General features: G+C 56.3%; 8 protein-coding genes. 5 read left to right on the top strand and 3 right to left on the bottom strand.

From position 1 onward, the window contains the following. Positions 1–2: 2 nt before the first annotated feature. Entirely contained in the window at positions 3–653 is a 651-nt protein-coding gene (gene rcsB / locus FFB58_RS10985; RefSeq protein WP_032612710.1) for a response regulator transcription factor RcsB, read from the top strand. A 105-nt stretch (positions 654–758) separates the two neighbouring features. Here the strand turns inward: rcsB and rcsC are convergent, their stop codons facing one another. Both rcsC and gyrA read right to left on the bottom strand, forming a co-directional pair. After that, on the bottom strand, positions 759–3,605 hold the full coding sequence (rcsC, locus tag FFB58_RS10980) for a two-component system sensor histidine kinase RcsC (protein ID WP_138369881.1): 2,847 nt from the start codon (positions 3,603–3,605) through the stop codon (positions 759–761). Between the two features lie 143 nt (positions 3,606–3,748). Continuing rightward, positions 3,749–6,385: a DNA topoisomerase (ATP-hydrolyzing) subunit A gene (gene gyrA / locus FFB58_RS10975; protein WP_039031010.1), complete on the bottom strand. Its 2,637-nt coding sequence runs from the start codon at positions 6,383–6,385 to the stop codon at positions 3,749–3,751. A 132-nt stretch (positions 6,386–6,517) separates the two neighbouring features. Between gyrA and ubiG the strand changes: the two genes are divergently transcribed. The 4 genes from ubiG (at position 6,518) to yfaE (ending at position 11,350) form a co-directional block, all read left to right on the top strand. Continuing rightward, positions 6,518–7,246, top strand: coding sequence for a bifunctional 2-polyprenyl-6-hydroxyphenol methylase/3-demethylubiquinol 3-O-methyltransferase UbiG (ubiG, locus tag FFB58_RS10970; RefSeq protein WP_039031009.1), 729 nt, complete (start codon positions 6,518–6,520; stop codon positions 7,244–7,246). Between the two features lie 333 nt (positions 7,247–7,579). Next, complete coding sequence (gene nrdA, locus FFB58_RS10965; RefSeq protein WP_039031008.1) at positions 7,580–9,865, top strand: class 1a ribonucleoside-diphosphate reductase subunit alpha; 2,286 nt, start codon at positions 7,580–7,582, stop codon at positions 9,863–9,865. A gap of 100 nt (positions 9,866–9,965) precedes the next feature. After that, positions 9,966–11,096, top strand: coding sequence for a class Ia ribonucleoside-diphosphate reductase subunit beta (gene nrdB / locus FFB58_RS10960; RefSeq protein ID WP_039031007.1), 1,131 nt, complete (start codon positions 9,966–9,968; stop codon positions 11,094–11,096). Next, complete coding sequence (gene yfaE, locus FFB58_RS10955; protein WP_138369880.1) at positions 11,096–11,350, top strand: class I ribonucleotide reductase maintenance protein YfaE; 255 nt, start codon at positions 11,096–11,098, stop codon at positions 11,348–11,350. The genes nrdB and yfaE overlap by 1 nt, the downstream gene beginning before the upstream one ends. A 101-nt stretch (positions 11,351–11,451) precedes the next feature. On the opposite strand, the gene glpT is transcribed toward yfaE, so the two are convergent. Next, positions 11,452–12,804: a glycerol-3-phosphate transporter gene (gene glpT, locus FFB58_RS10950; protein WP_138369879.1), complete on the bottom strand. Its 1,353-nt coding sequence runs from the start codon at positions 12,802–12,804 to the stop codon at positions 11,452–11,454. Positions 12,805–12,837: the final 33 nt, after the last annotated feature.

Genomic DNA, 12,837 nt, shown 5'->3' with positions numbered 1-12,837 from the left:
ACATGAACAATATGAACGTAATTATTGCCGATGACCATCCGATTGTACTGTTCGGTATTCGCAAATCACTTGAACAGATCGAGTGGGTGAATGTAGTCGGTGAATTTGAAGACTCCACAGCACTGATTAATAACCTGCCTAAGCTTGATGCGCACGTGCTCATCACCGACCTTTCCATGCCTGGAGATAAGTACGGTGACGGGATTACGCTGATCAAATACATCAAGCGCCATTTCCCAAGCATTTCGATTATCGTGCTGACCATGAACAATAACCCGGCGATTTTAAGTGCCGTTCTGGATCTCGATATTGAAGGGATTGTCCTGAAACAGGGCGCGCCAACCGATCTGCCTAAGGCGCTTGCCGCGCTGCAGAAAGGGAAGAAATTCACCCCGGAAAGCGTCTCTCGCCTGCTGGAAAAAATCAGCGCTGGCGGTTACGGCGACAAACGCCTGTCGCCAAAAGAGAGCGAAGTATTGCGTCTGTTTGCTGAAGGTTTCCTGGTAACCGAAATCGCCAAGAAGCTGAACCGCAGCATCAAGACCATCAGTAGCCAGAAAAAATCTGCAATGATGAAGCTGGGCGTTGAGAACGATATCGCCCTGCTGAACTACCTCTCTTCCGTCACGCTGAGTCCTGCGGATAAAGAGTAATCGGTGAAATGCCGGGTGGCGCTTTGCTTACCCGGCCTACAATGCCCGTAGGCCCGCGCAAGCGAAGCGCCGCCGGGCAAAAAAAGCCCATAAATGGGCTTTTTTTTATCCTCGAGTTTTCCTCACCCGCTCGGCATACACCGACAGCGTCTGTTTCAGCACGTCCAGCGTTACCGGCTTGGACAGACAGCTGTCCATTCCCGATTCCAGACAACGCTGCTTCTCCTCTGCCAGCGCATTGGCGGTGACGCCCACCACCGGCAGCGTCAGGCCGAGCTGGCGGATGCGCTGGGTCAGGCGATAGCCGTCCATGTTCGGCATGTTCACGTCGCTCAGGACGATGTCGATATGGTTTTTGCTCAGCACGTTCAGGGCATCCACGCCGTCATTGGCGGTTTTACACTGATAGCCCAGCGAGCCCAGCTGGTCGGCAAGCAGACGGCGGTTAATCGGATGGTCATCCACCACGAGGATCATCATGTCCTCATTCAGGGACTGCTCCGACTCTGGCGACGGCAGCGATGTGCTACCGCCTGCGCTGTCCATCTCAACACGGTAGATGCGCGCCAGCAGGGCAATCAGCTCATGCGGCGCTGCCACGCTGTTCACCCACTCGCCGTGGGCACGCTCCAGGGCGATACCGATATGGCGACGGCAGAAGATCACCGCGGCTTTGCCCTGCCACGGCTGCGTCAGCTCATCGTCAGTCAGGAGCATATCGTCCGCGTCCGGGGTTTGCCCGGCATAGCGCGCCACCCGGATGCCGTGCGACGTCAGCAGTGACTCAAGATAGGCATGCAGCGAGGCGTTATTAACCGCCAACCAGCAGCGTTTATCGCTTAATCCCTCAATCGGCATGTTAGCCGGAGACTGTGCGGCATAGAGCGGAATACGGATAGTGAACTGGCTGCCCATGCCCGGCTCGGTATCCACCGAGATATCGCCGTCCATCATGCTGATCAGTTTTTCACAGATCGCCAGCCCCAGCCCGGTGCCCTGGAAGTTGCGCTGAACGCCGGTTCCCACCTGGAAGAAGGGATCGAAAAGCTTAACCACCTCTTTCGCCGGGATGCCCACCCCGGTGTCACGCACGCGGATGCTCAGGTAGTCCCCTGCCCGGCTGACGTGCATCACAATGCAGCCCATATCGGTAAACTTGATGGCGTTGCTAAGCAGGTTGGAAATCACCTGCTGCAGGCGCATCGGATCGCCCTCAAGCGATAGCGGCACGTCCGGCTCGATAAAGCAGTACAGCCCCAGCTGTTTACGCACCACCAGCGGCAGATAGTTGGCGCTGATATGGTTCATCACTTCGCGCGGCGAGAATTCGCGCGGCTCGATTTTCAGCTGTTCGGACTCAATTTTAGAGAAGTCGAGAATATCGCTGATGATTTTCAGCAGCAGGCTGGAGGAGTTATTCATCGCCGTCACCAGACGGTCGACGCCGCGCGGCAGCTCTTTGGTCTGCAGCAGATCGAGGTTACCAATAATCCCGTACAGCGGGGTACGCAGTTCATGGCTGACGGTGGCAAGGAACATCGATTTCGACTGGCTGGCCTGTTCAGCGGACTGGGCCATATCCTGCAGCGACTCTTCCATTTTGACGCGCGCGGAGACATCCACCAGCACGCAGATAGCCACGTTCTCATTGCGGTAGCGCGAGTGGACAAAGCTAATCTGCAGATTGGTGTTGTTGCTGGTCAGCACGTCGACGAAGTTGACCTGCTGTCCGCAGATGATCTGCGTCAGCCGCTGCCGGTCCTCATGGGTGAGCATATTCAGGTAGTTATGCGCCAGCTCGTTACTGAGGATATTGGTCCCGTCGAGGGTGCGCAGAATACAGATCCCCACCGGCGCCGAGGCAACAATTTTGCGGTTGAACTGCTCGTGCTCTTCAAGACGCTGGGCATCGACCTCCGCCGGGATAAAGATTTTGCGCTCATACATGCGCGCAAGGGTAAAGAGCGCAATCCCCACCAGCACGTTCAGCAGTACCGAATTGAGGATCAGCATGCGAATTCGCTCCAGCACCATATCTACCGGCACGGAGTAAACGATGCTCAGGGACGAAGGCGGCAGGCTTTTTTTCAGTACAAGGTCACGAAAACCGGCGCTGTAGCCAAACCATGAGCGCTCCTGCATCCAGCGCGGATCGACCTTCAGTCGGGATTCCGGCCCGGCCAGCGAAATCAGGGTGTGGCCATTTTCATCGAGAATGGTAACGCCCATCGGCAGGTTGCCCGGGGTGAAAAAGTTCTCCATTCGGATAGACTGCTCAATGCCGAGCATCGCCTGCAGGCGATTGCCGAGATAGACCGGCGTCAGAGCATAGAAGTAGCCTACCCCTGAACGCGGGCCCTGGCTTATCCAGAAGAGGTTATTGCCGCGCTCGTCCTGCGGCGCGTTACGGTATTTGACAATCCGCTCATGCAGGGTCTTCAGGGCGCTGTCGCGGTCCACCGGCACTTCACGCAGACCAAAATCGGCCATGCAGAGGTTTTCGCTGCCAATCAGAAAGACCCGGTTAAGGTCGTAGGCTGCCGAGAAGTTATCGCGCCAGTAGCGCATAAACCAGGCCAGCGACTCCAGCGAACCCCGCCATGCGGAGCCCATCGCCGAGCAGTCAGAGTCGGGGAACAGAGGTTCAAAGTTGGGGACATCCGCTTTACTGTCGCGTCCGCGCATAGCCAGAACGCCGTTTTCCGCCGTCAGACGGTTCTCGGCGATGTACTTGAGCTCCTTCATGACGTCCGACGTTCGCTGAATATAGCGCTGGGACTGATCGAAGCTGAGACTAAACTCCTGGCGGATCTCCGCCTCCTTCTGGTGCAACGCATTGACGATGTAAAACACCGAAAACAGTGCGATCAGCACCCAAATCAGGAGCGCCAGCGCCCGAAAAAGATAGCGAGAAACTTTCAGCGTGGTTCGAAAGGAGACGAGGTATTTCAAGGGGGCGAGGCTCCGCCGTCAGGATCACAAGGAATGGGTTAAGGTAGCGGTAAATCGCCGCCGTCGCAACGTTCGGTTGTCTGCAATTCAGGGCCGCAGCAAAAGAAAAGGGCCGGAAACCGGCCCTTTATCGTCAGGAGAGATTACTCTTCGGCATCATCTGCCGCATCATCGTCGGTTTCCGCTTCCGGTGCGATTTCATCGTCACCTTCTGCCACGCTACCGTCGATAGAGTCGAGCTCTTCATCATCTACTGGCTCAGCGACACGCTGCAGACCCACCACGTTTTCATCTTCCGCGGTACGGATGAGGATCACGCCCTGGGTGTTACGCCCGACCACGCTGATTTCCGACACGCGGGTACGCACCAGCGTACCGGCATCGGTGATCATCATGATCTGGTCGGCATCGTCGACCTGTACCGCGCCAACAACGGAACCGTTGCGCTCGGTGACTTTGATCGAGATAACGCCCTGGGTGCCACGGGACTTGGTTGGGTATTCGTCCTGCGCGGTACGTTTACCGTAACCGTTCTGGGTGACGGTGAGGATTGCGCCTTCGCCACGTGGAACGATCAGGGAGACCACACTGTCTTCACCCGCCAGCTTGATGCCGCGAACGCCGGTCGCCGTACGACCCATCGCGCGCACCGCGTTCTCTTTAAAGCGCACCACTTTACCGGCGGCAGAGAACAGCATCACTTCGTCAGAGCCTGAAGTCAGATCCACACCAATCAGTTCATCGCCTTCGTTCAGGTTGACGGCAATAATGCCGGCAGAACGTGGGCGGCTGAACTCGGTCAGGGCAGTTTTCTTCACCGTACCGCTGGCGGTCGCCATAAAGACGTTTACGCCTTCAGCGTACTCGCGAACCGGCAGGATCGCGGTGATGCGTTCGTTTTGCTCCAGCGGCAGCAGGTTGACGATTGGACGTCCACGCGCGCCACGGCTCGCTTCCGGCAGCTGATAGACCTTCATCCAGTACAGACGGCCCCGGCTGGAGAAGCAGAGGATGGTGTCGTGGGTGTTGGCCACCAGCAGGCGGTCGATAAAGTCTTCTTCTTTAATACGTGCCGCCGATTTGCCCTTCCCGCCACGACGCTGTGCTTCGTAGTCGGTTAACGGCTGGTACTTCACGTAGCCCTGGTGAGACAGGGTCACAACAACGTCTTCCTGGTTAATCAGGTCTTCGATGTTGATATCCGCCGAGTTAGCGGTGATTTCAGTGCGACGCTCATCGCCGAACTGATCGCGGACCAGCTCCAGCTCTTCGCGGATCACTTCCATCAGGCGATCGGCGCTGCCCAGAATGTGCAGCAGTTCAGCGATCTGCTCCAGCAGCTCTTTATACTCGTCGAGCAGTTTTTCGTGCTCAAGGCCGGTCAGTTTCTGCAGACGCAGATCCAGAATCGCCTGTGCCTGCTGTTCGGTCAGCCAGTATTTGCCATCGCGAATACCGTACTGCGGCTCCAGCCACTCAGGACGCGCAGCATCGTCACCGGCACGTTCCAGCATGGAGGAAACGTTGCCCAGATCCCACGGTTTGGCGATCAGGCCCGCTTTCGCTTCGGCAGGCGTTGGCGCACGACGGATCAGTTCGATGATCGGGTCGATGTTCGCCAGCGCGACGGCCAGCGCTTCGAGGATGTGTGCACGATCGCGGGCTTTACGCAGTTCGAAAATGGTACGACGGGTCACCACTTCACGGCGGTGACGCACGAACGCGCTCAGAATGTCTTTCAGGTTCATGATCTTCGGCTGACCATGGTGCAGTGCCACCATGTTGATACCGAAGGAGACCTGAAGCTGAGTCAGGGAGTAGAGGTTGTTCAGAACCACTTCCCCTACCGCGTCGCGTTTGATTTCAATCACGATACGCATGCCGTCTTTATCAGACTCATCACGCAGCGCGCTGATACCTTCAATACGTTTCTCTTTAACCAGCTCGGCAATCTTCTCGATCAGGCGCGCTTTGTTCACCTGATACGGAATTTCGTGGACGATGATGGTCTCACGGCCAGTTTTGGCATCCGCTTCGACTTCGGCGCGGGCACGAATATAGATCTTGCCGCGACCGGTACGGTACGCTTCTTCGATACCGCGACGGCCATTGATAATCGCTGCAGTCGGGAAGTCCGGGCCCGGGATGTGTTCCATCAGCCCTTCAATGCTGATGTCTTCATCGTCGATATAGGCCAGGCAGCCGTTGATCACTTCAGTGATGTTGTGCGGTGGAATGTTGGTCGCCATACCTACGGCGATACCGGACGAACCGTTTACCAGCAGGTTAGGGATCTTCGTCGGCATAACGTCAGGAATTTTTTCCGTGCCGTCATAGTTGTCGACAAAATCTACCGTCTCTTTTTCCAGATCGGCCATCAGCTCATGGGCAATCTTCGCCAGGCGGATTTCCGTATAACGCATTGCCGCAGCGGAGTCGCCGTCGATAGAACCGAAGTTACCCTGACCATCAACCAGCATGTAACGCAGCGAGAATGGCTGCGCCATACGGACGATGGTGTCGTACACCGCGGAATCACCATGAGGATGGTATTTACCGATTACGTCACCAACGACACGGGCAGATTTTTTGTACGCTTTATTCCAGTCATTGCCCAATACGTTCATGGCGTATAGTACGCGACGGTGTACCGGCTTAAGTCCATCGCGGACATCCGGCAGCGCTCGGCCAACAATGACCGACATCGCATAATCCAGATAGGAGCTCTTCAGCTCTTCCTCGATGTTAACCGGTGTAATTTCTCTCGCAAGGTCGCTCATCTAACCGCTATCCCTCTACTGTATCCCGGATTCAAAGGTCGGAAATTATAACACACCCGCTTAGGTTTAAACTAATTTGCTTTGTTATCCTGATATACTTCCTCGTCTTTAAATTACGGAGTAAAAGCGTCCATGAATGCGGAAAAATCCCCGGTGGCTCAAAACGTCGACCACGAAGAGATCGCCAAATTTGAAGCCGTGGCCTCACGCTGGTGGGATCTTGAAGGTGAGTTCAAACCGTTGCACCGCATTAACCCCCTGCGCCTGGGCTATATCGCGGAGCGTTCCGGCGGCCTGTTCGGTAAAAAGGTGCTCGATGTGGGCTGCGGCGGCGGCATCCTGGCCGAGAGCATGGCGCGCGAAGGCGCCACGGTAACCGGACTGGATATGGGCTTTGAGCCGCTGCAGGTGGCACGTCTGCACGCGCTGGAAAGCGGTATTCAGGTGGAGTACGTGCAGGAAACGGTGGAAGCCCACGCGGCGGAGCACGCCCAGCAGTATGACGTCGTCACCTGCATGGAAATGCTGGAGCACGTTCCCGACCCGCAATCGGTGGTAAAAGCCTGTGCGGCGCTGGTAAAACCGGGCGGCCAGGTGTTCTTCTCCACCATCAACCGCAACGGCAAGGCGTGGCTGATGGCGGTAGTCGGCGCAGAGTATGTGCTGCGGATGGTGCCAAAAGGCACTCACGACGTGAAAAAATTCATCAAGCCGGCGGAACTGCTGAGCTGGGTCGACGGCACCTGGCTGAAAGAGCAGCACATGACCGGCCTGCACTACAATCCGCTCACCGACAAGTTCAAACTGGCACCCGGCGTGGATGTTAACTATATGTTGCACACAACCGCCAAAAACGACTAACGTCATTCAGATTCCTTATAAAGATTGCGCAGCAAAGGTTGCGCAATCTTGGCCATGCGTTGAAGAAATCAGCACTCGATCAAATTTTCGTTTTTTTTTGCTGAATATTGACATCTCGTCCAGGCCTTATGGTTCGTGGACTTAGCCTTTATCACGCTTTGGCAACCTGAATTTAACCTCAAAATCAACTCTTGTGCTGAAAAGAATCCTTACTAGAATACTCACCATCTAGCGTTATCCTTATCGTAAAACCCCTATATATAGTATTTATCCACAGAGGCCTGTGGATAAGCAGGGGATATTTTCATTTTTCACGGACAGGTAAAAACCCACATGAATCAGAGTCTGCTGGTGACAAAGCGCGACGGTGCTACCGAGCGTATCAATCTGGACAAAATCCATCGAGTTCTCGACTGGGCAGCAGAAGGGCTGAATAACGTATCGATTTCTCAGGTTGAACTGCGCTCCCATATCCAGTTCTATGACGGCATCAAAACGTCTGATATCCACGAAACCATTATCAAAGCCGCGGCGGATCTCATCTCCCGCGAAGCACCGGATTATCAGTACCTCGCTGCCCGTCTGGCGATTTTCCACCTGCGTAAAAAAGCCTACGGCCAGTTTGAGCCGCCAGCGCTGTTCGATCATGTGGTGAAGATGGTTGAGCTCGGCAAGTACGACATGCATCTGCTGGAAGACTACACGGAAGAAGAGTTCAGGCAGATGGACGGGTTTATCGATCACTGGCGTGATATGAACTTCTCCTACGCCGCGGTGAAGCAACTGGAAGGTAAATACCTGGTCCAGAACCGCGTGACCGGCGAAATCTACGAGAGCGCCCAGTTCCTCTACATTCTGGTGGCGGCCTGCCTGTTCTCTAACTACCCGCGTGAAACCCGTCTGGAATACGTGAAGCGTTTCTACGATGCCGTTTCCACCTTTAAAATTTCTCTGCCAACGCCGATCATGTCTGGCGTGCGCACCCCAACCCGCCAGTTCAGCTCCTGCGTGCTGATCGAGTGCGGCGACAGCCTGGATTCCATCAACGCTACCTCCAGCGCCATTGTGAAATACGTTTCCCAGCGTGCCGGTATCGGCATCAACGCCGGTCGTATTCGTGCCCTGGGCAGCCCAATTCGCGGCGGTGAAGCGTTCCACACCGGCTGTATCCCGTTCTACAAACACTTCCAGACCGCGGTGAAATCCTGCTCTCAGGGCGGCGTGCGCGGTGGTGCGGCCACCCTGTTCTACCCGATGTGGCATCTGGAAGTCGAAAGCCTGCTGGTACTGAAAAACAACCGTGGCGTGGAAGGCAACCGCGTGCGCCACATGGACTACGGCGTGCAGATCAACAAGCTGATGTACACCCGTCTGCTGAAAGGCGGTGACATCACCCTGTTCAGCCCGTCCGACGTCCCGGGCCTGTACGACGCCTTCTTCGCCGATCAGGACGAATTCGAGCGTCTGTACGTGCAGTACGAAAACGACGACAGCATCCGTAAGCAGCGCGTGAAAGCGGTTGAGCTGTTCTCGCTGATGATGCAGGAACGTGCCTCTACCGGCCGTATCTACATCCAGAACGTCGACCACTGCAACACCCACAGCCCGTTCGATCCGGTGGTTGCGCCTGTGCGCCAATCCAACCTGTGTCTGGAGATCGCCCTGCCGACCAAACCGCTGGAAGATGTTAACGACGAAAACGGCGAAATCGCCCTCTGTACGCTCTCCGCGTTTAACCTGGGTGCAATCAACAGCCTCGACGAGCTGGAAGAGCTGGCGGTGCTGGCGGTACGTGCTCTGGATGCGCTGCTGGATTATCAGGATTACCCTATCCCGGCAGCAAAACGCGGTGCGATGGGTCGTCGTACGCTGGGTATTGGCGTGATTAACTACGCTTACTGGCTGGCGAAAAACGGCAAACGCTACTCCGACGGCAGCGCTAACAACCTGACGCACCAGACCTTCGAAGCCATTCAGTACTACCTGCTGAAAGCCTCGAACGAGCTGGCCATCGAACAGGGTGCCTGCCCGTGGTTCAACGAAACCACCTACGCCAAAGGCATTCTGCCGATCGACACCTACAAGAAAGACCTGGATGCGATCGCCAATGAGCCGCTGCATCTTGACTGGGAAGCGCTTCGCGAATCCATCAAGACTCACGGCCTGCGTAACTCCACGCTCTCTGCCCTGATGCCGTCCGAGACCTCTTCGCAGATCTCCAACGCCACCAACGGTATTGAGCCGCCGCGCGGTCACGTCAGCATCAAAGCGTCGAAAGACGGGATCCTGCGCCAGGTGGTGCCGGACTACGAGCTGCTGAAAAACAACTACGAGCTGCTGTGGGAGATGCCAAATAACGACGGCTACCTGCAGCTGGTGGGTATCATGCAGAAGTTTATCGACCAGTCGATCTCTGCGAACACCAACTACGATCCGTCACGCTTCCCGTCAGGGAAAGTGCCGATGCAGCAGCTGCTGAAAGACCTGCTCACCGCCTACAAATTTGGCGTGAAAACCCTGTACTATCAAAACACCCGCGACGGTGCGGAAGATGCGCAGGACGATCTGGTCCCATCTATTCAGGATGACGGCTGCGAAAGCGGCGCATGTAAGATTTAATGTTAATGCCGGGTGGCGCTACGCTTACCCGGCCTACGGTTTTGTAGGCCCGGCAAACGCAGTGCCGCCGGGCAATACAATTTCAACAGGACTCACTTCAATGGCATACACCACCTTTTCACAGACGAAAAACGACCAGCTCAAAGAGCCGATGTTCTTCGGCCAGCCGGTCAACGTGGCGCGCTACGATCAGCAAAAATATGACATCTTCGAAAAGCTGATCGAAAAGCAACTCTCTTTCTTCTGGCGTCCGGAAGAAGTTGACGTTTCCCGCGACCGTATCGACTTCCAGGCCCTGCCGGATCACGAAAAGCACATCTTCCTCAGCAACCTGAAGTATCAGACCCTGCTGGATTCCATCCAGGGGCGCAGCCCGAACGTGGCCCTGCTGCCGCTGATCTCCATCCCGGAGCTGGAAACCTGGGTTGAGACCTGGGCGTTCTCCGAGACGATCCACTCCCGCTCCTACACCCATATCATCCGTAACATCGTCAACGATCCGGCGATTGTCTTCGATGATATCGTCACCAACGACCAGATCCTGAAGCGCGCGGAAGGCATTTCCCACTTCTATGACGACCTGATCGAGATGACCAGCTACTGGCATCTGCTGGGTGAAGGCACCCACAGCGTGAACGGCAAAACCGTCACCGTGAACCTGCGTGAGCTGAAGAAAAAACTCTACCTGTGCCTGATGAGCGTGAACGCGCTGGAAGCGATCCGCTTCTACGTCAGCTTCGCCTGCTCCTTCGCCTTCGCGGAACGCGAGCTGATGGAAGGCAACGCCAAAATCATTCGCCTGATCGCCCGCGATGAAGCCCTGCACCTGACCGGCACCCAGCATATGCTGAACCTGCTGCGCAGCGGCGTGGACGATCCGGAGATGGCCGAGATTGCTGAAGAGTGCAAACAGGAGAGCTATGACCTGTTTGTCCAGGCGGCCCAGCAGGAGAAAGAGTGGGCGGAATATCTGTTCCAGGGCGGCTCCATGATCGGCCTGAACAAAGATATTCTCTGCCAGTACGTGGAGTACATCACCAACATCCGTATGCAGGCGGTCGGTCTCGACCTGCCGTTCCAGACCCGCTCCAACCCGATCCCGTGGATCAACACCTGGCTGGTGTCCGATAACGTCCAGGTTGCGCCGCAGGAAGTGGAAGTGAGCTCCTACCTGGTCGGTCAGATTGACTCTGAAGTTAACACCGACGATTTGAGCGACTTCCAGCTCTGATGAGCCGCGTGACGCTTCGTCTTTCTGGCACAGAAGTTCTGTGCCAGGAAGAGCACCCCTCCCTGCTTATTGCGCTGGAATCCCATCAGATTGCCGTTGAATACCAGTGCCGCGAAGGTTACTGCGGCTCCTGCCGCTGTCGTCTGGTTGCCGGTCAGGTTGACTGGGTCACCGAACCGCTGGCCTTTATCAACGAAGGGGAAATTTTGCCCTGCTGCTGCCGGGCAAAAGGGGATATTGAGATCGAGATGTGATTGTGTCGGGTGGCGCTTCGCTTACCCGACCTACAAAACCGCAGTTCACAGGCCGGGTCAGGCGAAGCCGCCACCTGGTTATCCAGCCATAAACCTGCACCTTATTGACGACGCGCCTGCACTTCCGCGTGGTGACGTTTTTCACCGATCATGACCACAATCAGCAGCAGTACCGCCAGCACGCTACCGCCAATCATCACCATAAAGCCGCCGTCCCAGCCGAAGAAGTCAACGGTGTAGCCGACAATGGCGCTCGCTGCGACCGAGCCGCCGAGGTAGCCGAACAGACCGGTAAAGCCTGCCGCCGTCCCCGCCGCTTTTTTCGGTGCCAGTTCGAGGGCGTGCAGACCAATCAGCATAACCGGACCATAAATCAGGAAGCCGATAACGATCATACAGGCCATATCCACACCCGGATTACCTGGCGGGTTGAGCCAGTAGACAACGGTCGCGATGGTCACCAGGGTCATGAAGAACACCCCCGTTGCGCCGCGGTTACCTTTAAACACTTTGTCCGACATCCAGCCGCAAATCAGGGTGCCCGGGATCCCGGCATATTCGTACAGGAAGTAGGCCCAGGACGATTTATCCAGCGCGAAGTGCTTCACCTCTTTCAGGTAGGTCGGCGACCAGTCGAGGATGCCGTAACGCAGCAGGTAGACGAAGACGTTCGCCACCGCGATGTACCACAGCAGTTTGTTAGGCAGCACGTACTTCATGAAGATCTGTTTTGCGGTCAGCTCTTCTTCATGCTGCTCGCTGTAATCATCCGGGTAGTCGTTTTTGTACTCTTCAATCGGCGGCAGGCCACAGGACTGCGGCGTGTCGCGCATCAGAGCGAAGGCGATAATCGCCACCACGATGGCACCGAAGGCAGGCATATAGAGCGCAGCGTGCCAGTCGTTGAACCAGGCCATCCCCAGCAGGAACAGCAGAGGCGGAATACCGCCACCCACGTTATGGGCGCAGTTCCACACCGACACAATGCCGCCACGCTCTTTCTGCGACCACCAGTGCACCATGGTGCGTCCGCATGGCGGCCACCCCATGCCCTGGAACCAGCCGCAGAGGAACAGCAGGACGAACATGATGGCAATGCTGGAGGTTGCCCAGGGAACAAAGCCCATAAACAGCATCACCGCTGCCGCCAGGATCAGACCGGCGGGCAGGAACACGCGCGGATTCGAGCGATCCGACACGGAGCCCATAATGAATTTGGAAAACCCGTAGGCGATAGAGATCCCCGACAGCGCGAAGCCGAGATCGCCACGGGAGAAGCCCTGCTCCACCAGATACGGCATGGCGAGCGCAAAGTTTTTACGTACAAGGTAGTACGCCGCGTACCCGAAGAAGATCCCCAGGAAAATTTGCCAACGCAGACGGCGGTAGAGCGGATCTATTTCTGCCTCAGGCAGACGCGCCCTGTGCGGCGCAGGTTTGAAGATACTGAGCATGACAGCCTCCGTGGCCTTGAAGTGAATGAGCAG

The organism is Enterobacter sp. MF024 (assembly GCF_005843915.1).
In the GTDB taxonomy this organism is placed as follows: Bacteria; Pseudomonadota; Gammaproteobacteria; order Enterobacterales; family Enterobacteriaceae; genus Enterobacter; species Enterobacter barmai.
The sequence above is the reverse complement of the archived record's forward strand: the minus strand, read 5'-3'. Positions and strand labels throughout refer to the sequence as shown.